The organism is Metabacillus arenae (assembly GCF_014773385.1).
Lineage (GTDB): Bacteria > Bacillota > Bacilli > Bacillales > Bacillaceae > Metabacillus_D > Metabacillus_D arenae.
In genome coordinates, this window is the sequence record NZ_JACXAI010000005.1 from 191,656 (window position 1) to 218,148 (window position 26,493).

The window sequence follows — 26,493 nt, forward strand, 5'->3', positions numbered from 1 at the left end:
CGTTAATACTTTAATCTACTTAAACTTTCTGAAATCACAAAAAAGCTCCTCTGAAATAGAGCAAGCTTTTTTATGCACCAGGCGGAACATCTGTGTCATCAAATCTCCGTTCTAAATTTACGAATTTGTTGTATTCTTTGACAAACGCAAGGGATACCGTTCCTACTGGGCCATTACGTTGTTTTGCAATAATAATTTCAATGATGTTTTTGTTTTCTGATTCCTTATCATAGTAATCGTCACGGTATAAGAATGCGACAATATCTGCATCCTGCTCAATACTTCCTGATTCACGGATATCAGACATCATAGGCCGTTTATCTTGTCTTTGTTCAACACCGCGGGAAAGCTGTGATAAGGCGATAACTGGAACCTTAAGCTCACGGGCAAGGGCCTTCAGTGATCTAGAAATCTCCGAAACTTCCTGCTGACGGTTTTCTCCGCTGCGCCCGCTCCCTTGAATTAATTGCAGGTAATCGATTAAAATCATTCCTAATCCGCTTTCCTGTTTAAGACGGCGACACTTTGCACGGATTTCACCGACACGAATACCTGGGGTGTCATCTATATATATACCAGCGTTCGACAAACTGCCCATCGCCATTGTTAGCTTGCCCCAGTCCTCTGGAGTCAAGTTACCAGTCCTTAAATTTTGAGCATTAATGTTTCCCTCTGCACAAAGCATCCGCATTACCAGCTGCTCTGCCCCCATCTCCAAACTAAAGATCGCTACGCTCTCATCTGTCTTTGTCGCGACATTTTGGGCAATGTTCAGCGCAAAAGCGGTTTTCCCGACAGAAGGACGGGCGGCAACAATAATTAAATCGTTTCGCTGAAAGCCGGCTGTCATTCTGTCTAATTCACTAAATCCCGTTGGAATTCCGGTAATTTCACCTTTTCGATTATGAAGTAGTTCAATATTGTCATAGGTTTGGACCAAAACGTCCTTAATATTTTGAAAGGCACCCGCATTCTTTCTTTGGGCAACCTCCATAATGTTTTTTTCCGCTTCACTTAATACGCTTTCCACTTCATCTTCTCGTGAATATCCATCTTGGGCAATTCCTGTAGCTGTACGAATCAAACGACGCAGAATGGATTTTTCTTCGACAATTTTCGCGTAATATTCAATATTAGCAGCTGTTGGAACAGAGTTTGCCACATCACTTAAATAAGAAATTCCGCCGATTTCATCAAGAAGATCAACATCTGCAAGCTCTGAAGTCACTGTTACTAAATCTACAGGCTCTCCTTTATCAGATAAGGAAAGCATGGCATTATAGATCTTTTGATGGGATGCACGATAAAAATCTTCAGGAATTAACAGCTCTGATGCCAGCGTTAAAGCAGAGGGTTCCAAAAATATGGCTCCGATAACTGCTTGTTCTGCCTCTATATTTTGGGGTGGAATCCGATCATTCATCACTTCATTCAAAGCTGGTCACCGCCCTCCATTTTAATTAATAAAAAACCCTATCCTATACACTATAGGGGAAACACAGGAATCATCAAGTAGAAGATATTCCCTGTCATTCTGGAAGTGAGAAGTGAGAGGTGAGAATGGATGAAATCGGCGAACAAGCCGATTTCTTATTCAATACCTCTACAAATATTTCAAAATTAGCGCGTTGTCCAACCTAGGGCAAGCACAAGAAGATCTGATAAAAGTTTTTCTTTAACCTTCTCAGGGTGATAGGCGCTGCAGTTGAACAATTTATAACATTCTTTTACAATTAATTGTTTATTTCACATAATGGAAGTAGGAGGCGTTTTGAAAAGCCCAGAATAGCGTGAGACAGGCCTCATAGAAGGGGATTTTTTCTTTCTCAAAGCCTTTGCCCCTAATTGAGCCAGCCTCAAGGCGAGCCTCACTGTGAATGTAATTCGAATTTTAAAACGTCACTTCATGAAATAAATAACATCCTAAACTATTGGCTAATGCGATGGACCTGCACAAAAATCTAGAAGCAACGTAAATCTAATAGGCAAGAAAATAAAAGGCGAGGTTATCGCCTTTTATTTTGCTGATTATGCTTGTTCTTTAACGTGAACCTTTAGTAGGGCTGTTACTTCAGAATGGAGCTTGACAGGTACATTTGTGTAACCAAGAGCTCGAATTGCCTCAGGAAGTTCTATTTTTCGTTTATCAACCTTGATATTGTGTGCCTTTTTAAGTTCTTCCGCAATTTGTTTGCTCGTAATAGAACCGAATAAACGGCCGCCTTCACCAGATTTAGCTTGAAACTCAACCGTTAAGGATTCTAGAGTTTCCTTTAGTTCCTTTGCATGTTCAAGTTCTTCTGTTGCTTCTTTCTTTTCCTTGTTTTTTTGGGCTTCTAACGATTTGACATTGGCATTATTTGCTTCAACAGCAAGCCCCTGTTTAATTAGGAAGTTGTGAGCATATCCGTCAGCAACGTTTTTTACATCCCCTTTTTTTCCTTTACCTTTAACATCCTTTAGAAAAATAACTTTCATGATTTTGTTCCTCCTTCAAGATATTCCAAGATCGCCGTTTTTAATTGACTTTCTGTCTGTAAAATCGTAATTCCTTGCATTTGAGTGGCCGCATTTGATAAATGACCGCCTCCATCTAAAGCTTCCATAATCACTTGGACATTGATATCTCCAAGAGATCGGGCACTTATACTGACCAGATCCTCACTTCGACGTGCAATGACAAAAGAAGCAATAACTCCATTCATTGTAAGTAATGTATCTGCTGCTTGCGCAATTATTACTTGCTCAAAGAAGTCTCCCTCATCAGATGATTTTGCGATAGCAATACCATCTTTAAACATTTCTGCATTTTGAATAAGCTTCGCACGCTTCACATAAGTCTCAATATTTTCCTTCATAAACTTCTGGACAAGAACGGTGTCAGCACCCTTTCCCCTCAAATACGAGGCGGCATCAAATGTTCTTGATCCTGTTCTTAATGTAAAGCTTTTTGTATCTACGATAATCCCTGCTAATAAAGATGTGGCTTCAATCATATTCATTTTTAATTGTTTCGGCTGGTACTCAAGCAGCTCTGTCACAAGCTCGGCTGTGGAGGATGCATAAGGCTCCATATAGACGAGCAGAGGGTCTTTAATAAAGTCTTCTCCTCTTCGGTGATGATCAATGACAACAATATGATCAAGTCTATTTACGAGGCGTTCATCAATAACAAGAGAAGGTTTGTGTGTATCAACTACAACAAGAAGGGTATCATCGGTTGAAATTTCATAGGCTTCCTCAGGAGTGATAAATCTTGACCATAATTCAGAATGCTGTTTTACTTCATCTAACAACCGTTTCACACTTGAATCGATTTCCTTCGGATCCAGTACAATAAAACCATCTTTATTATTGACTTGAGCTACCTTCAAGATCCCAATTGCAGCCCCGATCGCATCCATATCTGGATATTTGTGTCCCATAATAAGAACCTTATCGCTTTGTGAGATAATCTCTTTAAGAGCATGAGAAATGACACGGGCTCGCACTCGGGTTCTTTTTTCCATTGGGTTTGTTTTGCCGCCAAAAAATTTCACTTTCCCATTCGGCTGTTTGATAGCTACTTGATCTCCGCCTCTTCCAAGCGCAAGATCCAAGCTGGATTGTGCAAAATCACCTAATTCTGCCAATGATTGAATTCCAGCGCCAATTCCAATGCTTAAGGTTAAAGAGACATTTTGCATTGTTGTCTTTTCACGAACTTCATCTAATATAGAAAACTTTGACTTTTCCAAGCTGGTTAATATATTTTCATTTAGTACACCAATAAATCTTTCAGAAGAGATTCTTTTTAAAAAGATCCCATAATCTGTTGCCCATTTGTTCAATAAAGAGGTCACTTCACTATTGATTGTACTTCTCGTCTGATCGTCCATCCCTTGGGTAATCTCATCATAATTATCAAGAAAAATAAAGGCAAGGACTGTCTGTTCATCTTCATACTGCTTCTCAATTTCAATTTGCTCTGTTACATCAAAAAAATATAACAACCGTTCCTCTCTTTTAATAATCACCTTAAATTTCCGCTCATATAAGTTGATTGTTTCCATGTCGATTTCTTGTTTAATTAAAGGAATGAGAGAGTCTGCCAAATCATAAAGGGATCTGCCCACCAATGTATCTTCATCAAAGCAAGTAGCCATAAATGGGTTCGTCCATTCGACATAATGGTTATCATTATATAACAAAATTCCTATCGGCATCTCCATGAGGGCTTCCTCACCGACTTTTTTAAGCCGATAAGAAAGGGTTGAAATATAATCTTCCATTTCAGATTTAATTTTTAAATCGGCATGTTTCAGAAAGAAGAGAATCAGCAACAAGATGACTATTCCAGATACCCCAATGATCCAGTTGAAATACAGGAGAAAAATGGTTGCGATCACTGTCACGCCGATTAGTGCATATACAGGGTACCTGAACAATGGCTTATCGTAAAAACTAGGCATTCTTGTCAGCTCCTCGTAACAGTGGATGAAATCATGTTATTTCCCTACTTGTTTAATCCGCGTTCTCAAGTTAAAGCCTAAATCAATTATACCTAATATCCTCACAATTTGTTGTAAAAACGGGAGGATTATTGAAAAGACGGTCACAAGAATAGGTAGTGCTTTCGAAACTTTTTTATGATGACTGTAAAAATAAACGAAAGAAAGACCTTGAACTGTCATTGCAAAATTTAATACATAATATACATTTAATGCAGCAATATACCAGTAGCTTCCTTTTTCTAAATTAAAAAGCATCAGAATCGTTGCTATTAGATAATACCAAATTAAATTTTTGGGGAGACTCCATTCCCGAAAAGGTGGCAAAGGCTGGATTTGCACCTTTAAACGCCTTAACATAAGGGAACAAATTAAGTGTGTAATAAAGGAAAGAATCACACCGGTAATGACAAACACACTAGGAAACATGTATTCCGCAGTTTGAAGCTGCTCCTTTAGTAGCTTTAATTGTTCATCTCCTATATCCTGCCCCATTGATTGAAATAATGAGATAGATTGTTGGAAAGATTCTTCAATTAGCCCCGGGATATCAATTTGCAAAAAAGCGATAACCGCACTGTAAAGAATGGCGGTTGTTACAAAATAGGAGAGAGACCCTGCAATAATAGCAGACATCGTTTGATTTTTTTTATAATAATGCCCCATAAGAATACCAGCTGTTGCAAAAATTAGTGTCGTTCCAATACCGCTCACGTTTGCAATAAGCATAGAAAGCAGCAGGGAGGCAAAATAGACTAATAGGGATTGCTTAATACTGTAACGGTAAGCAATTATGATGAAAGGCAGTGCCAATCCAAACATAAGAACTACTCCAATGACTGGTATGTATATCACTAAAAAGAGCAATACAGCATAGAGCGCTAATAGCACAGCACCCTCTGTAAGGAAGTTTGTCTGTTTCACATTTTCACCTCATCAATCTTAACACGATGCTAATCTTCTCGTATAATCCCCCAGAATAAAAACAGTCCAAGATTATTGTATGACACTTTCAGCTAATAAATCAAATAAAGTGAAACATTCGTGAAGGGTATGATGCAAGGAAAGTAATAGAGAAGTTTGTTCTGAAGGTTGATCGATGAGGTTTTTCTGTCAGAAGATAAGAGGATAAAAAGATGGGTAATAAACTCGACAGAAAAAAAATCTTCATCAATGGGGTTTGACTGCCAAAATAAAAAAAGCAGAAAATCTGCGTGACCTTGGTTCAGGTTTATTTCCGCGATACAAAACAAAGCAGCAGGAAACGGTCCTGCTGCTAAGGTTTTCATTATTCACCTGAAACGTATGGAAGTAAAGCCATTTGACGAGCACGTTTAATAGCTGAAGTCAACTTACGTTGATATTTAGCGCTAGTACCAGTCACACGGCGAGGTAAAATTTTACCGCGTTCAGAAACGAATTTTTTTAGTAGGTCTACTTCTTTGTAATCGATATGTGTAATACCGTTAGCTGTGAAATAACACACTTTACGACGTTTAGCACGTCCACCTCTGCGTCCTGCCATGGTTATATCCTCCCTTCAACATAGATTATTTATTAAAACGGTAAATCATCGTCTGAAATATCAATCGGTTTTCCATCGTTAGCAAATGGATCATTATCAAAGCTTGTATGACCTTGATTGTTTCGCTGGTTTTGATTCTGATCAGAACCAAATGCATTTCTGTTATTAGATCCACCGCCATAATTGTTTCCGCCGCTGCTGTTCTTAGGTTCTAAGAACTGAACACTATCAGCTACGACTTCAGTCACATAAACGCGTTTGCCTGTTTGATCTTCATAGTTTCGTGTTTGAAGGCGGCCATCCACGCCTGCCAAGCTTCCCTTTTTCAGAAAGTTTGCTACGTTCTCAGCTGGTCTGCGCCAAATTACACAGTTAATGAAGTCAGCTTCACGTTCCCCTTGCTGATTCGTAAATTGGCGATTCACTGCAAGAGTAAATGTTGCTACAGCTACACCATTCGGGGTATAACGCAATTCTGGATCTTTTGTAAGTCTTCCGACTAATACGACTCTATTGATCATAATCAAGACCATCCTTTGCTTGATATTTTGATCGATTTGATTATTCTTCTTCTTTTACAACGATATGACGAATGATGTCGTCATTGATTTTCGCTAAACGATCGAATTCTTGAACTGCTTCAGTGTTTGCTTGGGCTTTCAAGATCATATAGAAGCCGTCACGGAAATCATTGATTTCATATGCTAAGCGACGTTTTCCCCATTCTTTCGTCTCATTAATCTCCGCACCATTTTCAGTTAAAACGCCATTAAAACGTTCTACAAGAGCTTTTTTAGCCTCGTCCTCAATGTTTGGGCGGATGATATACATAATTTCGTATTTTCTCATCTTTTCGCACCTCCTTTTGGTCTAAACGGCCCATAATGGGCAAGGAGCAATATTTATATTACTCACAATTTTACATTATACCAACTTTTATTTCATAGTGCAATAGCATAGACATTGATTGTTTTCGTAAACTTCGACGTCATTCAAACAGAGTTAATCACTCTAAAATCTTTGTTTCCCATAGAGTAAGAAGGGAAACAGGAGAGATATTGATTTTCTTTGTTTAACGTTCGTTCAAAAAAGAAACAATCATTCAGAAAAGAGCTTAGACATTAAAACGGAAATGAATAACATCCCCATCTTTTACTTCGTATTCTTTCCCCTCTAAACGAACTTTCCCTGCTTCCCGTGCAGCCGTCATCGTACCTGCTGCTAATAAATCATCATAGGCTACCGTTTCGGCACGGATGAAGCCTCGTTCAAAATCTGTATGAATGACACCGGCACAAGCAGGTGCTTTCATCCCTTTACGGAATGTCCAAGCACGTACTTCCTGGACACCTGCAGTGAAATAAGTAGCCAGCCCAAGTAAATGATAAGCGGCATTAATTAATTGATCTAAGCCTGATTCCTCTATTCCAAGTTCTTCAAGGAACATCGCTTTTTCTTCTCCATCAAGCTCAGCAATTTCTGATTCAATTTTGGCACATATGACAATTACTTTAGCATTTTCATTGCTTGCAAATTCGCGAACTTGTTGTACATAAGAATTTCCAGATGGATCTGCTACCTCATCTTCACTTACATTTGCTACATACAAAACAGGCTTGATTGTTAGAAGATGAAGCTGCTTCACAAGCTTAAGCTGTTCTTCAGTAAATTCAACAGCTCTTGCTGGCCTTTCATTTTCGAATGCCTCTTTTAATTTTGACAACACTTCAAACTCATATGAAGCAGCTTTATCTTTTTGTTTTGCTAACTTTTCAACTCTGCCGATACGTTTATCTACTGTCTCTAAGTCTGCTAAAATTAACTCTAAATTAATCGTTTCAATATCAGAGACAGGATCAACATTCCCTGAGACGTGTGTAATGTTATCATCAGCAAAACACCTCACAACGTGGCAAATTGCATCGACCTGACGAATGTGAGAAAGGAATTTATTACCAAGACCTTCTCCTTTACTCGCGCCTTTTACAATCCCAGCAATATCTGTAAATTCAAAAGCGGTTGGAACCGTTTTTTTCGGTTGAACTAGTTCAGTAAGCTTTTGCAGACGAACATCTGGTACTTCCACTATTCCAACATTTGGATCGATAGTACAAAAAGGATAATTTGCTGATTCAGCTCCAGCTTGAGTAATAGCATTAAATAAAGTAGATTTTCCTACGTTTGGTAGACCGACAATTCCTGCAGTCAGTGCCATAATTTCAACTCCTCTATAATAAACATCATCATCGATTCATTTCCGATTCTGACCAATCTTTCACAATTATATGGACTATATATGAAAAGCGCAAGAGAGGGTCCAGGTACTTTTGGTACCTGGTACCCAAGAAAGCAAGCTCTGCTATTCTTCGTGTTTTACCAGCACCTTCTTCATTTTTCGTGAAAATTCCCTGCGAGGTATCATTACACTATGGGAACAGCCTTCACATTTAATTCTTATATCCATTCCCATTCGGATAATTTTCCAGCGATTAGCGCCGCAAGGGTGCTGTTTTTTCATTTCTACTATATCGTTTAAGCCGAACTCTTTTTCGATCATGCTTCTCTTCCTTTCTCAGCTACCTGATTTTCACTGCGGTTGTACATCACGATACGCGGAAATGGAATTTCGATTCCATGCTGGTCAAGTCTTTGTTTAATTTCTTTACGAAGAATGCGGGCTACACCAAAATGAGCCATAGGTTCTACTTCACACACGACTCTCAGCGTCACCTCGGAAGCACCTAACATTTGAACTCCTAAAAGCTCAGGTGTAGTCAACATCTCTTCATATTTTGAAGGGAGCTCCTCAAGCAGCTCTTGAATAACTCTTTCTGATTCTGAAATATCGCCCTCATATGCAACACTTACATCTACAAATGCAATGCTATTATGGATTGAAAAATTAGTAACCTCCATAATATTACCATTTGGAATAATGTGAAGCTCACCGGTCCAATTTTTAATTTTTGTTGTGCGTAAGCCGATTTCTTCTACATGGCCTTCAAATTGGCCGACTCGAACATAATCACCAACAGAAAATTGATCTTCAAAAATAATAAAAAATCCTGTAATAACATCCTTCACTAAGCTTTGAGCACCGAACCCGACTGCAAGTCCAACGATTCCTGCACCAGCAATTAATGCTTTTACATCAATTGTGAAGGTTTCTAGAACCATCATAAGAGCTACAAAATAAATAATGTAGGTTAAAACATTTTCAAGCAAGCGAACAAGAGTATTTTCTCTTCTTTCCGAAATTCGCAAAGGGGATCTTGAGCGAAAGTTAAACACTTTATGAACGGCGATTTTTCCAATCTTAATGAGCAAGATGGACAAGGCAATAATTAGAATGATTTTCAAAAAGCCTTGTCCCATACTTACCCAGAGCTCCTCATTGGATAAATAGTCAATAAGCCTCTTCCAAATATTCTCTAGTATATTCATTATAGAACCTCACTTACTACAAAAACCAATTTGATGTCCTTATTTTAGCAGGATTTTAATCCCATTTGTAGCGATTTGTTAATGGAAAGAGTAAAATTGCAACAAGTAAGTATAAATTAATCAACCCGTATAAAGGATACAAAAACGATATTAAAGCGGAGAACCCCAATGATGTAAAAGGAATCATCAGTAAAACAAAGATTGAGGCCATGAGCCAAATTGGAATATTTACAATTTTTCTAAATCGAGTGGCTAATCCAAATATCCCTGAAACAGCTGTTGTATAAATTGCAAGCCATAAAACAAAGGACATAAAAACTATTGCGATAACAGGGGATCCTTCTAATATTGCAAAGAGGGGAATTTCGTAGTCTCCAATATAATCGGCTAATTGAACCAGTGTTTCATTATATAAAAGAGAAATCCCCCCTAGAATACACCCGCTGCCAATGCTTGCAATCTTCGCCTCTTTAATAGACTTTATTTCCTTTCCAATCGCTGATAAAACAGCAACAAGGGGCAGTATATTCAAGGAAGTAAATGTTAATGCCGAAGGCCAATTATATTGCTTTTCCATATTTAAAATCCAAGCATGAGGGTGTTGAAATTGAAAAGACATCAAAGCAACTAATAATCCTATAATAAGAATAGGAATCAGAAATGAATTTAGCGAAAAAACCCCATCCACATCCCAGAAAAATAAACCGGCTAACATCAGACAAAATACGATAATTCCCATCCAATATGGAACAGAAAACACTTCTAATGTAGCCCCGCCGCCTGCGATCATAACAACAGTCGTTGTAAATAAATACACGATAATCAAGACATCATACACATATGATAGTTTTGTTCCTACTAATCTCTCCAAAACAGGAAAAAAATGCTCAGACTTTTCTTTATAACTGATTTTCATAATCGTATAGCATGCAAAACTAAAAAAAATGGTGAATAATAGAATGGCCAGTCCACTTTCAAAACCAAAAAACTGCCATAGTTCTCTGCCAGATGCATAGCCTGCTCCAATTATCGTACCTAAAATGAGGAACATCCATTTAAATCCCGCACTCCACAAACTTCAACACCTCGCCTAAATAGAAAGTTACTTGTTCCATGTATAGAAAGGAAACTTCTTCCGTATACTGTTACTACTATGACGAGGGAGTGAATCCTATGATTCTAAAATCAGGGCTTTTTTCATCGCAAAGAACACCAGACCGTATCTCACATGAAGATGAGGACGCGGTACGTCACTTATCGTCTAGTATTCAGGATTTATTGCCACGTCTTTTTTATAAGCCGATTGTTGTTTTATGCATTGGGACAGATCGTTCAACTGGTGACAGCCTGGGGCCGCTTACGGGCACAAAGCTTATGGAGAAAAGGTTATCTCATTTTCACGTATATGGGACGTTAAAAGATCCTGTTCATGCTGTTAACCTTCAAGAATCAGTTAAAAGGATTAAAGAAGCTCACCGAAACCCATTTATTATTGCAATCGATGCCTGTTTAGGAAGGATTAAGAACGTGGGTACCTTTCAAGTAGGAGCAGGTCCTATCAAACCAGGTTCAGGAGTAAATAAAGAGCTGCCAGCTGTTGGTGATATCCATATTAATGGCATAGTAAATGTAAGTGGCTTTATGGAATTTTTTGTTCTGCAAAATACAAGGCTCCATTTAGTAATGACAATGTCTGATATCATAGCTGAAAGCCTGTATATGACAGACAGAGCCTTTGCAAGAAAGAAAGCATTATTTAAGCCTGCCATCAACCCCATTCCTGAACCACATATTGAGCAATAAATTAAACAGATATAAAAAGGCTCGGCCAACAAATTTGCTATCTGAATCTTCTGTACTTTCAGCATATTTAGCCCATCGGCTAAAATTAATACTATCAAGTTTTGACCCGTGATTGCAGGCTATACTCGCCTGATCTGGATAATGACTAAAACATTTTAACCCAAAAAAAAGAAGCTGAGATAGAAATATTGATGATTTCTAAAGGTCAACTCCTTTACTATTTAAGATGATTGTTTTTGTTTCAACAATTCTAGTATTCTCTCAAGATCTTCGGGTGACAGAAATTCAATTTCAATTTTCCCTTTTTTCTTCTGCTGCTTTATGGTAACAGAGGTGCCAAAGTAATCTTGTAAATACGATTCCCGTTCTTTGAGAAAGATATCTTTTTTAATCGGTGCTTTCCTTGTTTCACGTGAAACATGATCATTTAATTGTTGGACCAGCTGCTCAACTTGGCGGACATTTAATTGTTCTTTTTGAATTTTTTCCACTAATGGCGAAAGCTTTTCCTTCTTTTTCAATCCCAGCAATGTCCGTCCATGTCCCATTGACAGCTTACCTTCTGAAATAAGCGTTTGGACAGTTGCGGGAAGGGTTAATAACCGCAAATGATTTGCAATATGTGGGCGGCTCTTCCCTAATCGTTTTGCTAATTCCTCTTGTGTCATATGTAATTCTTCTAATAGGGATTGATAAGCTTGTGCTTCCTCGATTGGAGTTAAATCCTCACGTTGAAGATTTTCTAGTAAGGCTAATTCCATCATTTGCTTTTCATTAAATTCTCGTATAACTGCAGGAACTGTTTTTAAATTTGCTTTTTTTGCTGCTCGAAAACGACGTTCCCCAACTACAATTTCAAATCCTTTAATACTTTTTCGGACGATTAATGGCTGCAGGATGCCATGCTGTTCAATAGACTCTTTTAATTCATCAATAGCCGCTTCTTGAAAGGTTTTTCTTGGCTGATAAGGATTTGGTCTAAGATCTTTAATGTTTATTTCTAGAACAGAATCCTCTTTACTGACCTCCATGTTGTTAAACAATGCATTTATACCTTTACCAAGTCCTCTAGCCATTTGCCACCACTTCCTTTGCTAAATCTAAATATACTTCCGCCCCTCTAGAGCGTGGATCATATAAGATAATAGGTTGCCCGTGGCTTGGAGCTTCACTTAGACGAACATTCCGAGGAATAATCGTTCTGTAAACTTTTTCTTGGAAGTATTTCTTTACTTCTTCAATTACTTGAATTCCTAAATTTGTACGTGCATCTAGCATTGTGAGCAAAACCCCTTCAATGCCAAGATCAGTGTTTAAATGTTTTTGAACTAGCCGAACAGTATTTAATAACTGACTCAACCCTTCGAGTGCATAGTACTCACACTGTACTGGTATAATAACGGCATCAGATGCAGTTAGAGCATTTATCGTTAAGAGACCAAGTGATGGAGGACAATCGACAATCATATAATCATAGTGGTGTTTTACTTTTTCCAGCGCTCGTTTAAGCCGGACTTCTCTTGAAATGGTCGGAACAAGCTCAATCTCAGCTCCAGCTAACTGAATGGTAGCAGGAATTGCATCTAGATTTTCGACAGAGGTAGGTTTAATAATGTCCTTAACTTCTGCATCTTCTACTAAAATATCATAGATACATTGGTCAACATCTGCTTTATCAATTCCTATTCCACTCGTTGCATTTCCTTGTGGATCTACATCTACAATTAAAACTCTTTTTCCGATATAGGCTAAACAGGCTCCAAGGTTAACCGATGTTGTTGTCTTACCAACTCCACCTTTTTGGTTTGCAATTGCGATAATCTTGCCCATGGTGTCACCTACTTTCAAATTGGCGTATTTCTATTTTATCAAAAAAATGAACACACGGTAGAATTGTTTTCACTTTTCATGATATAATCATTTATTTTTGGTTATAAAAATATTTTAATATAATTTCCTGGAAAATACAGAGGAAAAAAGACTTAAAAGATAGAATATTAGTTTAACAAGGAGGGGGAAATGTGGAAATATATCGATTTGATAAGGCTGTTGGGAAACCAATCAATCTTTTTTCTTCCAATTTTTCTTTGATGCCTATTATCAAACAAGAAATGAAACATATCCATATTGCTTGTATGCAACTTGAAACAGAGGGTGTAATTGGCTTTCATGAAGCTGCCACTAATCAACTATTGCTTGTTATTCAAGGTGAAGGATGGGTAAGAGGTGAAGCAGAGCAAAGGATAAAAATTCAGGCTGGAGAAGCGGCTTTCTGGAGACAGGGAGAAGGCCATGAAACGACGACAAAAGAAGGGCTCACCGCTATCGTTATAGAGGGAGAAGACTTAAATCCTGAACAAATGACAAGAAAATAAGATAAGACAAGAAAGAAACGAAAGCAAAAAGTCTCTTGGACAGCTGCGGGAAGTACACTACAAGCCTAACCGAAAAGGGATTTATGGGAGGATTGGGTTGTGACCTCGCATTTTGTAGCGCCTTGAAAATGCTCAAGGCGCTTTGAACACTGTTTTTGTACCTGTTATCTATAACAGAAATTCGAGCCGAATATTCATTTTTACATAAAAACTTTAATAATCTTAGAGTTTCGATTTGTCCTCGAAAAACTGAAATTGACTGGGGCATTTCATAATGAATAAAAATTTATTATTCACACATTACTCTGCCGTATTAATTGGTATCGTCATATTCGTTTTATTTTGGGATTTTTATGGTGAATTGGATATAATCTTCAAATTCTTCTTCTTCAGAATTGATTTTCACACCCGTATCCTCCACCATAGTAAGGGATTGCCTGATTGTATTCATTGCGATTCTTGTATCCCGGCTAAAGGATCTTCTTTTAACCGCAGGTTTAGGCTTTTCCTTTTCAAGGAGTTTTACGACCCTGTCTTCTGTTTGTTTAACATTCAACTGTTTTGCTACAATTTCTTCTACTAAGTTTACTTGAAGCTCATGCAATTTGAGTGGAATTAATGCTCTTGCATGTCTCTCTGTTATTTTTTTCTGAAGCAACGCATCTTGTACTTCCTGAGGCAATTTTAAAAGACGAAGCTTATTAGCAACTGTTGACTGTCCTTTTCCGAGTCTTTGGGCAAGAGCTTCCTGAGTTAATCGGTGAAGCTCGAGTAATTTTGCATAGGCCATAGCTTCTTCGATAGCAGACAGCTCCTCACGCTGAAGGTTTTCAATGAGGGCCACGGAGGCAGTCTCTGCATCACTATAATTCTTTATAATAGCCGGTATTGTTTCCCAGCCTAGCTTTTGAACTGCACGCCAGCGTCTTTCCCCGGCAATAAGTTCATAGCTTGCTTCGCCCTCCATGCTGCGAACCACAATTGGCTGAATAATACCATGAGTTTTTATTGTTTGAGAAAGCTCTTCTATCTTTTCATCCGCAAAAATGGTGCGGGGTTGATATTGATTTGGAATAATTTCATGAACTGGGATTTGATGTACTTGTTCTTTTACTGAGTCTTCGTTTTCTTCGACCATTTCAATTTCTTCTGTTGAATCTGATTCAGATTGCGCCTTTTCTCCTAAACCGAATAAACGTGAAAAGGGACTCTTCATGAGCTTACACCACCTTTAAAAACTACCACTATATAATTCTCTTTTCCTATTCTTATTTCCTGCTCATATTCTATCTTACAAAAAAAATTCTCCTTATGGAACACCTAATGGAACTATTCAATTGGTGTTTTATTAGGTGTTCCCGGCTTACGCGGATAGGTTTTCGGAGTGTTTTTTTGTTTTTCAATCACAATAATTGAACGTAAACTGTTTTCCATTGGAAGGAGAAATTCATCTAATTTCCTTACGTTACCGCCCAATGTTTTGATCGCCTTTTGTGCGTTTTCTAATTCGTCTTTTGCTGACGCTGCCTTTAAAGCAAGAAAATGACCGTTCCTTTTTGCTAATGGCAAACAAAGCTCACTAAGGACAGATAACCTTGCAACAGCTCTGGCAGTCACTACATCATAAGATTCTCGGTGCTGCTTATTTTTTCCGAATGTCTCTGCCCGGTCATGATAAAAATTCACTTTATTTAATTTTAGTTTATCAGCTAATGCCTGTAAAAAGGTAATCCTTTTATTCAGCGAGTCAACAATTGATACTTCGATATGGGGGAAGCAAATTTTAATCGGAATACTTGGGAAGCCAGCTCCAGCTCCCACATCACAAACTGATAATGGTTTAGTAAAGTCAAAATAAAAAGCTGCTGAAATAGAATCATAAAAATGCTTTAAATACACTTCTTCTTTATTTGTTATAGAAGTTAAGTTCATTTTTTCATTCCACTCAACTAATAGCTCATAATAATCATTAAATTGCTGAAGCTGCTTAGGAGTAAGAGTAATTCCCTTCTCCTCAAGCATGGTTTGAAATTGATTACTATTCATCATTCAGGCCCTTTCTTCTTTCCATTATTCATTAGAAACCTTTGCGATTCTCCCCTGCTCAATATAAACCAGCAAGATGGAAACATCAGCTGGGTTCACTCCGGATATTCTTGAGGCTTGGGCGACAGATAAAGGACGTACTTCTTTTAATTTTTGACGTGCTTCTGAAGCAAGACCGGTAATCGCATCATAATCGATGTGATCTGGTATTTTTTTATTCTCCATTTTTTTCAGTTTTTCTACCTGCTGAAGAGATTTTTCAATATATCCTTCGTATTTAATTTGAATTTCTACCTGTTCTTGCACATCAGCATCGATTTCCTTTTCAGAAGGTGCAAGCTGAAGGATATGCTCATATTTCATTTCAGGACGCTTTAACAAATCGGTTGCTCTAATTCCATCTTTTAAAGAGCTGCCCCCGATAGAATCAATTAAGGCCTGTGTTTCTTTATTTGGTTTGATGATAATGGAATGAAGCCGTTTTTTCTCTTGTTTAATTGCTTCCTTTTTTTCAACAAAACGCTTGTATCGTTCCTCTTTGATAAGACCAAGCTCATGACCAAGCTCAGTTAGCCTTAAATCTGCATTATCATGACGGAGCAGCAGGCGATATTCTGCTCTTGACGTTAACAATCGATATGGCTCATTTGTTCCTTTTGTAACCAGGTCATCGATTAAGACACCAATATAGGCATCTGATCTTCCTAAAATCACTTCTTCTTTACCAAGTGCTTTTTGAGCTGCGTTGATACCGGCCATAATCCCTTGGCCTGCTGCTTCTTCGTAACCAGAGGTTCCATTTATTTGACCAGCGGTGAAAAGAGCAGATACTTTTTTCGTTTCTAATGTTGGCCATAGCTGTGTCGGAACGATCGCGTCATACTCAATTGCATAACCTGCCCGCATCATTTGAACATTTTCAAGACCTGGAATCGTTTTTAACATGTCTTGCTGGACATCTTCAGGAAGACTAGTTGAAAGCCCCTGTACGTAGACCTCTTGTGTATTCCTTCCTTCAGGTTCAAGAAAAATCTGATGACGAGGCTTATCATTAAATCGGACAACCTTATCTTCTATTGATGGACAATATCTTGGACCTGTCCCTTTGATCATTCCTGAAAACATTGGGGACCGATGAAGATTGGCATCAATAATCTGATGAGTTTCTTCACTTGTATAGGTTAACCAGCACGGAAGCTGATCTGTAATGTATTTTGTCGTCTCATATGAAAAAGCTCTGGGTACTTCGTCACCCGGCTGAATTTCTGTTTTACTGTAATCAATGGAATGGCTGTTTACACGTGGAGGGGTTCCTGTCTTAAAGCGAACAAGATCAAAACCTAATTCCTCTAAATGCTCTGATAACTTAATTGAAGGCTGTTGATTGTTCGGACCGCTAGAATAAGACAAATCCCCCAATATAATTTTCCCTCTTAAAAAAGTCCCAGTTGTTAAGACAACTGCATTTGCCCGATATTCTGCCCCTGTTTGAGTAATAACTCCCCTGCACTCTCCGTCTTCTATAATCAATTTTTCAACCATACCTTGAAGAAGCGTCAAATTCGATTCATTTTCCATTGTTTTCTTTAATTCATGCTGATAAAGGAACTTATCTGCCTGAGCTCTTAATGCTCTGACAGCAGGTCCTTTTCCGGTATTCAGCATTCTCATTTGAATGTGTGTTTTATCTATATTTTTGCCCATTTCTCCGCCAAGGGCATCGATTTCACGGACAACAATACCTTTTGCGGGTCCGCCGACTGAAGGGTTGCAGGGCATGAATGCAACCATGTCAAGATTGATGGTAAGAGCAAGTGTTTTTGCTCCTAATCTTGCTGATGCGAGCGCGGCCTCAACACCAGCGTGACCAGCACCTACAACCACTACATCGTACCTGCCTGCTTGATATCCCATGTTTTTTCCTCCTTTTTCAAAATCCTTTTTTCTTTCATAAGGCGAACGACACAATCCAATTTTGACCAGATGAGTTTTGCTATTTTCCTAAGCAAAATTGTGAAAAAAGCTGATCAATTAAGCTTTCTTGAACTGAATCTCCAACAATTTCACCTAGCAGCTCCCAGCATCTCGTTAAATCTATCTGTACAATATCAATCGGCACTCCAGCCTCAATTCCATCTAAAGCATCCTCTATCGTTTTCTTTGCCTGAGTAAGTAAGGCAATGTGACGTGTATTAGAGACGTATGTTAAATCTCCCCCTTGAACATTTCCTTCAAAGAAAAGAGAGCTTATTGCTGTTTCCAGTTCATCTACTCCTTGCTCCTCTAATAAAGAGGTTGTGACGACAGGACGCCCTTCGGCAAGGGTCTGAACTCGTTTTAGATCAATCTTTTGCGGCAAGTCTGTTTTATTTACTATCACAATGACGTCCATTCCCTTGATTGCTTCAAACAGCTGCTCATCCTCATGGGTCAAGTCGTCACTATAGTTCAATACAAGTAAAATGAGGTCTGCCTCTTTTAAAACCTGCCTTGACCGTTCAACTCCGATTCGTTCAACAATGTCCTCTGTCTCACGGATACCTGCTGTGTCAACAAGTCTTAAAGGCACCCCTCTAACGTTCACATATTCTTCGATAACATCACGTGTTGTGCCTGGAATATCTGTAACAATTGCTTTATTTTCATGGACAAGGCTGTTTAAAAGAGAGGACTTTCCTACATTAGGTCTTCCAATAATGACAGTTGAAAGTCCTTCTCTTAATATTTTCCCCTGCTGAGAGGTTTGCAGCAGCTTTTGAATCTCAGTTTTTACAGAAGTTGCTTTTTCTATAAGCATATGATGAGTCATTTCCTCGACATCATCGTATTCTGGATAATCGATATTTACCTCAACATGTGCTAATGTTTCTAGAATTTCCTGTCGAAGTCGTTTGATTAGCTTTGACAATCTTCCCTCCATTTGTCCTAATGCTACATTCATGGCGCGGTCTGTCTTCGCTCTGATCAAATCCATGACTGCTTCTGCTTGAGATAAGTCAATTCTTCCATTTAAGAATGCCCGCTTTGTAAATTCACCTGGCTCTGCCAATCTTGCTCCTTGATTTAATACAAGCTGAAGGACTTTGTTTACCGTTACAAGACCACCATGGCAATTTATTTCAATGACATCTTCTCGCGTAAATGTTTTTGGTCCTTTCATGACTGAGATCATGACTTCCTCAATGACTTGAAGAGTCTCGGGATCGACAATATTTCCATAATGAATGGTATGAGTGGCCACTTCTCTCAGCTTCTTGGGAGCAGGTGCTTTAAAGATCGAATCAGCAATTGAAATTGCCTCATTCCCGCTGAGGCGCACAATAGCAATAGCTCCTTCCCCCATTGGTGTAGATATGGCTGCAATCGTATCAAATTCCATTTGAGCATTTCACCTCATTTAATTAAGAAAGCGCAAGGCGCTGGTTCTTCGGCGACAAGTATAAGCTGAGCCAGCTGAAAGGCTGTTCTTTAACCTTCAAAGGCGGATTTGCTTAAATGGCCTATGGTTCCTTACGCTAGATATATTCTAGAAAGAAAAACACTTCCGAGTCTTTCTTGAAGTTAGATGTCAGACGTGGGAATTACCTGAAATCGGCGGAAGAGCCGGTTTCTTATTTAATTACCTCATCTACTTTAGTTCTTTATTATCTATTAGAAAAAAAGTTTTATTGCAATCAAAACTTTAAGATAGCATATTTCCTTTTTTTATTAAAGAGAAACACTTCTCATTATTATCCACATCTGCATATTCTTTAATCATTTTAACTTATCCACATGTTTATAACAATCATTCACTTCCTATTATCCACACCTACTTTTGATGAAATTTATTGAAATTGTGAACAAAAGTGAAAATCAAGGATATATCTATTAACATTTAGAAGAGACGCAACTCGGAGGATTTTCATTTTTATGACGGATAGGTTTTTTAACTCAAGACATAAGGAGCTTGGAGCTAGGCAACAAGGGTAAGCGGAAGCACCTTGAACAGCTCAGACAAAGTAAATGAAAGCTTCACAGAAAGGCATTTATTCCTTGTTTGATGAATGGCTTGTGACCAAGGCGCTGCAGCTGGACAATGATAACTAACTATAATGCGTTAATACTTTAATGTACTTAAACATTCTGAAACCACAAAAAAATACCGGCTAATCGCCGGTACCCAAATTTCTTTATTTTTTTGCAATAACAATATGCCTTCTCGGTTCTTCGCCAACTGAATAGGTTTTAACATCTCTTCTTTTCGTTAAGGCAGCATGAATAATTTTCCGTTCGTAAGATGGCATAGGTTCAAGTGATACTTCTTTAGAAGTGCGAATTGCCTGATTTGCCAGCTTTTCTGCTAGCTGGTTGAGTGTTTCTTCTCGGCGGGAACGATAATTTTCAGCGTCAACTACTATTTGAATATATTGATCAGAATGCCGATTCGCCACAAGCTGTGTTAAATATTGCAGGGAATTTAATGTTTGTCCCCTTTTTCCGATTAGAAGAGCAATCTGTTCCCCTTCTACTTGAAATGTACAACTACGGCCAGCTTGTTTCATAGATATTTTTGCTTCAACACCCATTTTTTCAATGACATTTGTTAAAAATTGTTGAGCTTTTTCAATTGGTTTTTGCTGTAATTCCTCATCTGCTTCAAAAGAGACTTCTGAATTGCTTTCAGCCGTTATGCTGGGGTTCTTTTCTTGTTCATCTTCATAGGTCAAGGCAGAAATAGCAGTTGGCCCAGCTTTTACTTTCACTTTTACAACGGCAGGTCGTTGCCCAAATATCCCTAGAAAACCTTTTTTACCTTCGTCAATGGTATGAATTTCGACATCTTCTTTTGTCATGTTGAGTTCAGCCAATGCGGATTTTACTGCTTCATCGACGGTCTGTCCAGTAGCAGTTATCTCTCTCACTTTTTCGTTCCTCCCGCAGGTTCAGTTACTTTTGTTTTTGAACCGTGAATAAAAAATGTTTGAGCTATCATAAATAAGTTACCGACAACCCAGTATAATGATAACGCTGCCGGAAAGCTTATAGCGAAGACAACAATCATAATCGGCATGATATAAAGCATCATAGCCATTTGCGGATTTTGATTGGCTGTTCCTGCCATCATCATTTTTTGCTGGATAAACGTTGTAATCCCGGCTACGATTGGAAGGATAAAGAAAGGATCTCTTTCCCCTAAATCAAACCATAGGAAATTGTGGTTTGCGATTTCCTGTGTTCTCATAATTGCATGATAAAAACCAATGAGAATCGGCATTTGAACAAGTAATGGAAAACAGCCTGCCAGTGGATTTACACCATTCTTTTGGAATAAGGCCATCGTTTCCTGTTGTAGTTTTTGTTGAGTTTTTTGATCTTTAGAACTATATTTCTCACGTAATTTCTGCATTTCAGGCTGCAATTCCTGCATAGCTTTGGAACTTCTCATTTGCTTTATCATTAAAGGCAAAATCGCAAAACGGATAAGCAGTGTAACGATGATAATCCCTAATCCATAATTATCACCAGTTAGATTAGAAAAGTATGTAATCAGCCATGACAGCGGATAAACAATGTATTGATTCCAAAAACCTTCACTCTTGTCTGTTATCGGTTCATTAATTTCTGTACAACCAGTTAAAATGGTTAACAAACCGACAAGTCCTAGCAATAAAAATATTCGCCTTTTCAACCGACTTTCCTCCTAAGCATTTAACTTTATTTCAGTCTTTTCATTAGGCTCTTTTCAAACATATAAGTACCTTTTAATAAAGGCAATCGGCGGTTCGCCGATTGCTTCTAGTCTCACATCTAACCTCTCACTTCGAAAAAGATATCTTAACTTTTGAAATGATAGGCTTTGCCTGCAGATAGAAACAAAGTTTGCGAAAACAGCCATTCATAAAAACAGTTTAACATCTTTCAAAAGAAAATTCTTTTTTCTTTGATAGATTTAACCAGAATACTTTTTATTTTTTCTTTTCTTGTACACATTTGTTTTTCTAAAAAGATGCTGCAGACTCTTTTTCACTTCCTCGTAACCCATTTCTGAAGCAGGTTTTCTGGCAATAATCAAATAATCCTTCCTATTTTGCAGCAATTCCTTTTCTTCTAAAAAAACTTGCCGTATTAGTCTTTTAATTCGATTTCTTGTCACGGCATTTCCGATTTTTTTACTCACAGAAAGTCCCAAACGAAACTCTTTTTCTTCAGGTTGATCAAGAAGATAAATAACAAATTGACGGTTTGCCATGGACTTTCCTTGTTTAAAGATCTTTTGGAAGTCTTCATTTTTTTTAACACGATTACGCTTTTTCATTTTGTTACTCACTCCGTATTTAACTTCCTGACAACTCTTTTTACTTTAGGTGTCATTATTTCCTTAATCTTTATGTATTAAAACAGTGTCCTCTTTTTTGAACTAGATGGGACACTGCATAAGTTTGAACCGGAAGGAAAGAAATTCGCAAAGGCGCTGGTCCTTCGGCAACAAGCACAGTCCGGCTTGAGGGCACTGTTCATTAGCTTTTTAACAAATTGCTTGTGATTGCGCCTGGAGTTAGGGCGTAATACCTTCCTGTAGTACGTAACTATTTTTATTGACGTAAACTTTCTTATCTAGCAAAAAAGACCACTGACAAATTTCAGTGGCCTAAGCAGATAATACTTTTCTTCCTTTACGGCGACGGCGAGCTAAAACTTTACGTCCGTTGCTTGTGCTCATACGGCTGCGAAAACCGTGAACTTTACTATGTTTACGTTTGCTTGGTTGATATGTTCTTTTCATATATGACACCTCCCTGAGGAATAGCTGTTAAAGACAGTCTTATTAATTATAGTGAGTAGCTACTAATATTGTCAAGAGCAAAAGTGCAAGACGCATGGAGCTCCTTCAAGCTCGTCTTGAAACATAAAATTGGGCATAGATTAAAAAAGCTAATCAAATTTCTTAGATCAAGAACCTATATTCAAGTAAGCAAATTGTCTATCCAATTTAGGAAAAAAATCCTTCTTCTCCTCTGTGGATATTTTATTGACATATTTTTCTCTATCCACACCCCTTATCGACAAGTTTTTCACACTTCTTTCACATGTGGACAATTTTCCCCCACATACTGCGACTTATGTGGATAAGTTTCAAAAAATCATTGCAACACTTGCTTTATTTTGATATTATATTTGTGTTTTAACCCTGAATAACTGAAAATAGATTTTCTTTTATCCACAGATTGTGGATAAAATGTGGAAAGTTTTTAAACAGCCTGTGAAGAAAATTGTCCACAATAGATGAATTGTGTCGAAAAGACGTTTTTCTACTATATTATATATTTCTCAACAATATCTGTTGATGAATATTTATGCATGGTGGTTTTATTATGCACCCAAAGCCAATCCAAGAGTAAAGGAGGGATAGACCAATAATGGAAAACATAGCAGATTTATGGAATCGAGCTCTGGCTAAAATAGAGAAAAAATTGAGCAAGCCAAGCTTTGAGACATGGCTTAAATCTACCAAAGCTCATGCATTACAAGGCGATATATTAATCATAACTGCACCCAATGAATTTGCTAGGGACTGGCTTGAATCAAGGTATTTGCGCTTGATTGCCGATACCATATATGACTTAACAGGAGAAAAACTTGGGATAAAATTTATTATTCCACAGAATCAAAATGAGGAAGATTTTATGCCAAAATCTCCGATAAAGAAACTAACAAAGGATGAGGAGGAGCATGGAGAGCTTCCTCAAAATGTACTTAACTCTAAATATACGTTTGATACGTTTGTTATAGGATCTGGAAATCGTTTTGCCCATGCTGCATCACTTGCTGTTGCAGAAGCACCTGCAAAAGCCTATAATCCATTATTTATATACGGGGGAGTAGGTCTTGGAAAAACTCACTTAATGCATGCGATCGGACACTATGTAATTGACCACAACCCTAGTGCAAAGGTTGTTTATTTGTCATCTGAAAAATTTACAAATGAGTTTATTAACTCTATTCGAGATAATAAGGCTGTCGATTTTCGAAATAAATATCGAAATGTAGATGTTCTTTTAATAGACGATATTCAATTCTTAGCTGGAAAAGAACAAACTCAAGAAGAGTTTTTCCATACATTTAATACCCTTCATGAAGAAAGTAAGCAAATTATCATATCAAGTGATCGGCCGCCAAAAGAAATACCTACTCTTGAAGACCGTTTGCGCTCGAGGTTTGAGTGGGGACTTATTACTGATATTACACCGCCAGATTTGGAAACTAGGATAGCGATTTTACGGAAGAAAGCAAAAGCAGAGGGCTTAGATATTCCGAACGAAGTCATGCTTTATATTGCAAATCAAATTGATTCTAATATTCGTGAATTAGAAGGGGCCCTTATACGAGTCGTTGCTTATTCCTCTCTTATCAATAAAGATATAAATGCTGATTTGGCCGCTGAAGCACTGAAGGATATCATACCAAGCTCAAAACCTAAAATGATAACAATTCAAGAGATTCAAAGAAATGTAGGGCAACATTTTAACGTTAAGTTAGAAGATTTCAAGGCTAAAAAAAGAACGAAGTCGGTTGCTTTTCCAAGACAGATTGCCATGTATTTATCAAGAGAGCTAACAGATTCATCTCTTCCTAAAATTGGTGAAGAATTTGGAGGAAGAGATCATACGACTGTTATACACGCACATGAAAAGATTTCAAAGCTGCTTCATTCAGATGATCAACTCCAAAAGCAAATAAAAGAGATTCGAGACCAATTAAGAGGGTAAAGTTATAAATTACCCTTATTATTTTTTTATCTACCGAGATTTATAGGACCTATCATGTTCTAATGAGGTAAAATGATTATAGGGATAATGTGAATAACTCAGCTCGATTCATACACAGGCTGTCCACATGTGGATAGTCTGTGTTTCCTTATCATTTCGAAGTTATCCACATAATCACAGGCCCTACTATTACTTCTACTAATTTTTTAAAAAAATATATATAAACAGTTGATAAAAAGTATGCCTATGAATTGGTAAGGAGGATCATGAAAAATGAAATTTATCATTCAAAGAGACAAATTAGTGAACAGCATCCAAGATGTTTTGAAGGCAGTCCCATCTAGAACGACTATTCCTATTCTGACAGGGATAAAAATTGTGGCTTCAAATGAGGGAGTTACTTTAACAGGAAGTGATTCTGATATTTCCATTGAATCATTTATACCTGCCGAAGAAGAAGGATCAGAAATTATCGAAATTAAACAACCGGGAAGTATTGTCCTGCAAGCAAAATTTTTTAGTGAAATTGTGAAAAAGCTACCGAAGGATACTGTGGAAATTGAGGTTGGAGAAAACTATTTAACTAGAATCAGTTCAGGTAAAGCAGAATTTAATTTAAATGGTTTAGACTCAGATGAATATCCACATCTTCCACAAGTAGAGGAGCACCATGTATTTCAGATACCAATCGATTTAATAAAAACATTAATCCGTCAAACTGTATTTGCTGTTTCTACTTCAGAAACAAGACCTATCTTGACAGGTGTAAACTGGAGACTCGAGTTTGGAGAATTGACCTGTATTGCAACAGATAGCCACCGCCTCGCTTTAAGAATGGCAAAAATAGAAAATGATCATCAAGAATCATACAATGTCGTCATTCCTGGAAAAAGTTTAAATGAATTAAGCAAAATTTTAGATGATACAAGCGATCTTATCGATATTGTTATTACAGAGAACCAAGTACTCTTTAAAGCCAAAAACCTCCTTTTCTTTTCAAGGCTCTTAGAAGGAAATTATCCAGATACATCTCGTTTAATACCTGAAGAAAGCAAAACAGAGGTAGAAGTGCAATCCAAAGAATTTTTACAAACAATTGATCGTGCTTCCCTGCTTGCAAGAGAGGGAAGGAACAATGTAGTAAAGCTATCAACACTTCCAGGGGGAATATTAGAAGTTTCTTCAAATTCTCCTGAGATCGGAAAAGTAAGTGAAGAGGTTCAAACTCACCATATTGAGGGTGAGGAATTAAAAATTTCCTTTAGTGCAAAATATATGTTAGATGCATTAAAGGCGTTAGAAGGGACAGACATTAAAATCAGTTTCACTGGGGCAATGCGCCCTTTCTTAATCAGAACCCCTCAGAATGAAACGATTTTGCAATTAATATTACCTGTTAGAACATATTAATGCCTTGAGCTGTCCTGCAAGTGCCTGGCTCCCCATATACACGAGATTACTATTTGAAGTGTTAGGGGAGTCAGGTATTTTATTAGATAAGAAAATGTATTTTGTACTTAGCTTTAGTGTCTAAGCTCCAAGCGCAATCAGTCTTTAGGTCATAAGCTAATCCGCCGATACAACCTTCATGCCAGCTCGCTTAAGGACTAGCGCCCCTGAGCTTTTCTTACGAAAAGAAGTTTAAGCTCGGGTAATGGTATACAGATATCGTTGTCCTGCTCCGACCCTGGGTGTGCCTTTTTGCTTTTCATTTGAAGGTTCACGGAGTTTATCCTGATCTTAGGCGGATAAAACCTCCTCTAACAGAAATATTCTTTCCAACAAGATCATTTTTTTAGTACAATAAGGTATTAGTGACTAGTAGAAAGTAGGCGAAGCAAATGGCAGAGGCTATCAAAATTGAAACGGAAACCATTACACTCGGCCAATTTTTAAAGCTAGCAGATGTTATCCAATCCGGCGGAATGGCAAAATGGTTTCTCCAAGAATATGAGGTCTATGTGAATGGAGAACCAGAAAATCGCAGAGGAAAGAAGCTTACTCCAGGAGATGAAGTAAAGATCCCTGAGGTCGGTATATTTACAGTGACTAATTAAAGT

General features: G+C 37.8%; 26 protein-coding genes. 5 read left to right on the forward strand and 21 right to left on the reverse strand.

Translation table 11 applies throughout. The features are described 5' to 3' along the window. Window positions 1-70: 70 nt before the first annotated feature. The 11 genes from dnaB to IC621_RS06390 all read right to left on the reverse strand — a co-directional run bounded on the left by dnaB (window position 71) and on the right by IC621_RS06390 (window position 10,534). Complete coding sequence (gene dnaB, locus IC621_RS06340) at window positions 71-1,423, reverse strand: replicative DNA helicase (protein ID WP_396652985.1); 1,353 nt, start codon at window positions 1,421-1,423, stop codon at window positions 71-73. 605 nt (window positions 1,424-2,028) lie between these two features. Further along, entirely contained in the window at window positions 2,029-2,478 is a 450-nt protein-coding gene (rplI, locus tag IC621_RS06345) for a 50S ribosomal protein L9 (protein WP_191156827.1), read from the reverse strand. After that, complete coding sequence (locus tag IC621_RS06350) at window positions 2,475-4,451, reverse strand: DHH family phosphoesterase (RefSeq protein WP_191156829.1); 1,977 nt, start codon at window positions 4,449-4,451, stop codon at window positions 2,475-2,477. Before IC621_RS06350 ends, rplI begins: the two co-directional genes overlap by 4 nt. Window positions 4,452-4,487: 36 nt before the next feature. Continuing rightward, window positions 4,488-5,414, reverse strand: coding sequence for a YybS family protein (locus tag IC621_RS06355; RefSeq protein ID WP_191156831.1), 927 nt, complete (start codon window positions 5,412-5,414; stop codon window positions 4,488-4,490). Between the two features lie 364 nt (window positions 5,415-5,778). Beyond that, window positions 5,779-6,015 (reverse strand): 30S ribosomal protein S18, encoded by a 237-nt coding sequence (rpsR, locus tag IC621_RS06360; protein ID WP_191156833.1) that lies wholly within the window; start codon window positions 6,013-6,015, stop codon window positions 5,779-5,781. A 32-nt stretch (window positions 6,016-6,047) separates the two neighbouring features. Next, window positions 6,048-6,536 carry a single-stranded DNA-binding protein gene (gene ssb, locus IC621_RS06365; RefSeq protein ID WP_191156835.1) on the reverse strand — a complete coding sequence of 163 codons (489 nt, stop codon included), beginning with the start codon at window positions 6,534-6,536 and terminating at the stop codon, window positions 6,048-6,050. 40 nt (window positions 6,537-6,576) lie between these two features. After that, window positions 6,577-6,864, reverse strand: coding sequence for a 30S ribosomal protein S6 (gene rpsF / locus IC621_RS06370; protein WP_191156837.1), 288 nt, complete (start codon window positions 6,862-6,864; stop codon window positions 6,577-6,579). A 265-nt stretch (window positions 6,865-7,129) separates the two neighbouring features. Further along, entirely contained in the window at window positions 7,130-8,230 is a 1,101-nt protein-coding gene (gene ychF / locus IC621_RS06375) for a redox-regulated ATPase YchF (RefSeq protein WP_191156839.1), read from the reverse strand. A 144-nt stretch (window positions 8,231-8,374) separates the two neighbouring features. Then, window positions 8,375-8,572 carry a DUF951 domain-containing protein gene (locus tag IC621_RS06380; protein ID WP_191156841.1) on the reverse strand — a complete coding sequence of 66 codons (198 nt, stop codon included), beginning with the start codon at window positions 8,570-8,572 and terminating at the stop codon, window positions 8,375-8,377. Beyond that, window positions 8,569-9,459: a mechanosensitive ion channel family protein gene (locus IC621_RS06385; RefSeq protein ID WP_191156843.1), complete on the reverse strand. Its 891-nt coding sequence runs from the start codon at window positions 9,457-9,459 to the stop codon at window positions 8,569-8,571. Before IC621_RS06385 ends, IC621_RS06380 begins: the two co-directional genes overlap by 4 nt. A gap of 55 nt (window positions 9,460-9,514) precedes the next feature. Next, on the reverse strand, window positions 9,515-10,534 hold the full coding sequence (locus IC621_RS06390) for a YkvI family membrane protein (RefSeq protein ID WP_191156844.1): 1,020 nt from the start codon (window positions 10,532-10,534) through the stop codon (window positions 9,515-9,517). A 98-nt stretch (window positions 10,535-10,632) separates the two neighbouring features. Here IC621_RS06390 and yyaC point away from each other — a divergent pair, with 98 nt between their 5' ends. Next, a complete protein-coding gene (gene yyaC / locus IC621_RS06395) occupies window positions 10,633-11,262 on the forward strand; it encodes a spore protease YyaC (RefSeq protein WP_191156846.1) in 630 nt (209 codons plus the stop codon). A gap of 221 nt (window positions 11,263-11,483) precedes the next feature. Here the strand turns inward: yyaC and IC621_RS06400 are convergent, their stop codons facing one another. Both IC621_RS06400 and IC621_RS06405 read right to left on the reverse strand, forming a co-directional pair. After that, window positions 11,484-12,338 (reverse strand): ParB/RepB/Spo0J family partition protein, encoded by an 855-nt coding sequence (locus tag IC621_RS06400; protein ID WP_191156848.1) that lies wholly within the window; start codon window positions 12,336-12,338, stop codon window positions 11,484-11,486. Beyond that, window positions 12,331-13,092 carry a ParA family protein gene (locus IC621_RS06405; RefSeq protein WP_191156850.1) on the reverse strand — a complete coding sequence of 254 codons (762 nt, stop codon included), beginning with the start codon at window positions 13,090-13,092 and terminating at the stop codon, window positions 12,331-12,333. Before IC621_RS06405 ends, IC621_RS06400 begins: the two co-directional genes overlap by 8 nt. Before the next feature lie 191 nt (window positions 13,093-13,283). Between IC621_RS06405 and IC621_RS06410 the strand changes: the two genes are divergently transcribed. Next, a complete protein-coding gene (locus tag IC621_RS06410; protein ID WP_191156852.1) occupies window positions 13,284-13,637 on the forward strand; it encodes a cupin in 354 nt (117 codons plus the stop codon). A 337-nt stretch (window positions 13,638-13,974) separates the two neighbouring features. Here IC621_RS06410 and noc read toward each other — a convergent pair whose 3' ends face one another. The 8 genes from noc to rpmH form a co-directional block, all read right to left on the reverse strand. Next, window positions 13,975-14,853, reverse strand: a complete 879-nt coding sequence (gene noc, locus IC621_RS06415; RefSeq protein WP_191156854.1) for a nucleoid occlusion protein — start codon at window positions 14,851-14,853, stop codon at window positions 13,975-13,977. 113 nt (window positions 14,854-14,966) lie between these two features. Continuing rightward, a complete protein-coding gene (rsmG, locus tag IC621_RS06420; RefSeq protein ID WP_191156911.1) occupies window positions 14,967-15,683 on the reverse strand; it encodes a 16S rRNA (guanine(527)-N(7))-methyltransferase RsmG in 717 nt (238 codons plus the stop codon). 24 nt (window positions 15,684-15,707) lie between these two features. Further along, complete coding sequence (gene mnmG / locus IC621_RS06425; protein ID WP_191156856.1) at window positions 15,708-17,597, reverse strand: tRNA uridine-5-carboxymethylaminomethyl(34) synthesis enzyme MnmG; 1,890 nt, start codon at window positions 17,595-17,597, stop codon at window positions 15,708-15,710. Between the two features lie 79 nt (window positions 17,598-17,676). Further along, entirely contained in the window at window positions 17,677-19,062 is a 1,386-nt protein-coding gene (gene mnmE, locus IC621_RS06430; protein ID WP_191156858.1) for a tRNA uridine-5-carboxymethylaminomethyl(34) synthesis GTPase MnmE, read from the reverse strand. A gap of 793 nt (window positions 19,063-19,855) precedes the next feature. Then, on the reverse strand, window positions 19,856-20,587 hold the full coding sequence (jag, locus tag IC621_RS06435) for an RNA-binding cell elongation regulator Jag/EloR (protein WP_318153012.1): 732 nt from the start codon (window positions 20,585-20,587) through the stop codon (window positions 19,856-19,858). Continuing rightward, window positions 20,584-21,354: a YidC family membrane integrase SpoIIIJ gene (gene spoIIIJ / locus IC621_RS06440; RefSeq protein ID WP_191156860.1), complete on the reverse strand. Its 771-nt coding sequence runs from the start codon at window positions 21,352-21,354 to the stop codon at window positions 20,584-20,586. The genes jag and spoIIIJ overlap by 4 nt, the downstream gene beginning before the upstream one ends. Before the next feature lie 261 nt (window positions 21,355-21,615). Then, window positions 21,616-21,981 carry a ribonuclease P protein component gene (rnpA, locus tag IC621_RS06445; protein ID WP_191156862.1) on the reverse strand — a complete coding sequence of 122 codons (366 nt, stop codon included), beginning with the start codon at window positions 21,979-21,981 and terminating at the stop codon, window positions 21,616-21,618. 333 nt (window positions 21,982-22,314) lie between these two features. Next, window positions 22,315-22,449 carry a 50S ribosomal protein L34 gene (gene rpmH, locus IC621_RS06450; RefSeq protein ID WP_191156864.1) on the reverse strand — a complete coding sequence of 45 codons (135 nt, stop codon included), beginning with the start codon at window positions 22,447-22,449 and terminating at the stop codon, window positions 22,315-22,317. 634 nt (window positions 22,450-23,083) lie between these two features. Here rpmH and dnaA point away from each other — a divergent pair. The 3 genes from dnaA (at window position 23,084) to yaaA (ending at window position 26,490) form a co-directional block, all read left to right on the forward strand. Further along, entirely contained in the window at window positions 23,084-24,433 is a 1,350-nt protein-coding gene (dnaA, locus tag IC621_RS06455; protein WP_191156866.1) for a chromosomal replication initiator protein DnaA, read from the forward strand. 273 nt (window positions 24,434-24,706) lie between these two features. Beyond that, window positions 24,707-25,843: a DNA polymerase III subunit beta gene (gene dnaN / locus IC621_RS06460; protein ID WP_191156868.1), complete on the forward strand. Its 1,137-nt coding sequence runs from the start codon at window positions 24,707-24,709 to the stop codon at window positions 25,841-25,843. A 431-nt stretch (window positions 25,844-26,274) separates the two neighbouring features. Next, a complete protein-coding gene (gene yaaA, locus IC621_RS06465; protein WP_191156870.1) occupies window positions 26,275-26,490 on the forward strand; it encodes a S4 domain-containing protein YaaA in 216 nt (71 codons plus the stop codon). Window positions 26,491-26,493 lie beyond the last annotated feature (3 nt).

Excerpts from the sequence above, each read along its gene's own strand:
- IC621_RS06405 (WP_191156850.1), bottom strand. The coding sequence starts at position 13,092 with ATGGGCAAGATTATCGCAATTGCAAACCAAAAAGGTGGAGTTGGTAAG.
- rsmG (WP_191156911.1), bottom strand. The coding sequence starts at position 15,683 with ATGAATAGTAATCAATTTCAAACCATGCTTGAGGAGAAGGGAATTACT.
- rpsF (WP_191156837.1), bottom strand. The coding sequence starts at position 6,864 with ATGAGAAAATACGAAATTATGTATATCATCCGCCCAAACATTGAGGAC.
- IC621_RS06380 (WP_191156841.1), bottom strand. The coding sequence starts at position 8,572 with ATGATCGAAAAAGAGTTCGGCTTAAACGATATAGTAGAAATGAAAAAA.
- ssb (WP_191156835.1), bottom strand. The coding sequence starts at position 6,536 with ATGATCAATAGAGTCGTATTAGTCGGAAGACTTACAAAAGATCCAGAA.
- IC621_RS06385 (WP_191156843.1), bottom strand. The coding sequence starts at position 9,459 with ATGAATATACTAGAGAATATTTGGAAGAGGCTTATTGACTATTTATCC.
- rpmH (WP_191156864.1), bottom strand. The coding sequence starts at position 22,449 with ATGAAAAGAACATATCAACCAAGCAAACGTAAACATAGTAAAGTTCAC.
- yyaC (WP_191156846.1), top strand. The coding sequence starts at position 10,633 with ATGATTCTAAAATCAGGGCTTTTTTCATCGCAAAGAACACCAGACCGT.
- rplI (WP_191156827.1), bottom strand. The coding sequence starts at position 2,478 with ATGAAAGTTATTTTTCTAAAGGATGTTAAAGGTAAAGGAAAAAAAGGG.
- dnaA (WP_191156866.1), top strand. The coding sequence starts at position 23,084 with ATGGAAAACATAGCAGATTTATGGAATCGAGCTCTGGCTAAAATAGAG.
- IC621_RS06350 (WP_191156829.1), bottom strand. The coding sequence starts at position 4,451 with ATGCCTAGTTTTTACGATAAGCCATTGTTCAGGTACCCTGTATATGCA.
- yaaA (WP_191156870.1), top strand. The coding sequence starts at position 26,275 with ATGGCAGAGGCTATCAAAATTGAAACGGAAACCATTACACTCGGCCAA.
- mnmE (WP_191156858.1), bottom strand. The coding sequence starts at position 19,062 with ATGGAATTTGATACGATTGCAGCCATATCTACACCAATGGGGGAAGGA.
- noc (WP_191156854.1), bottom strand. The coding sequence starts at position 14,853 with ATGAAGAGTCCCTTTTCACGTTTATTCGGTTTAGGAGAAAAGGCGCAA.
- dnaB (WP_396652985.1), bottom strand. The coding sequence starts at position 1,423 with ATGAATGATCGGATTCCACCCCAAAATATAGAGGCAGAACAAGCAGTT.
- rpsR (WP_191156833.1), bottom strand. The coding sequence starts at position 6,015 with ATGGCAGGACGCAGAGGTGGACGTGCTAAACGTCGTAAAGTGTGTTAT.
- dnaN (WP_191156868.1), top strand. The coding sequence starts at position 24,707 with ATGAAATTTATCATTCAAAGAGACAAATTAGTGAACAGCATCCAAGAT.
- ychF (WP_191156839.1), bottom strand. The coding sequence starts at position 8,230 with ATGGCACTGACTGCAGGAATTGTCGGTCTACCAAACGTAGGAAAATCT.
- IC621_RS06400 (WP_191156848.1), bottom strand. The coding sequence starts at position 12,338 with ATGGCTAGAGGACTTGGTAAAGGTATAAATGCATTGTTTAACAACATG.
- mnmG (WP_191156856.1), bottom strand. The coding sequence starts at position 17,597 with ATGGGATATCAAGCAGGCAGGTACGATGTAGTGGTTGTAGGTGCTGGT.
- rnpA (WP_191156862.1), bottom strand. The coding sequence starts at position 21,981 with ATGAAAAAGCGTAATCGTGTTAAAAAAAATGAAGACTTCCAAAAGATC.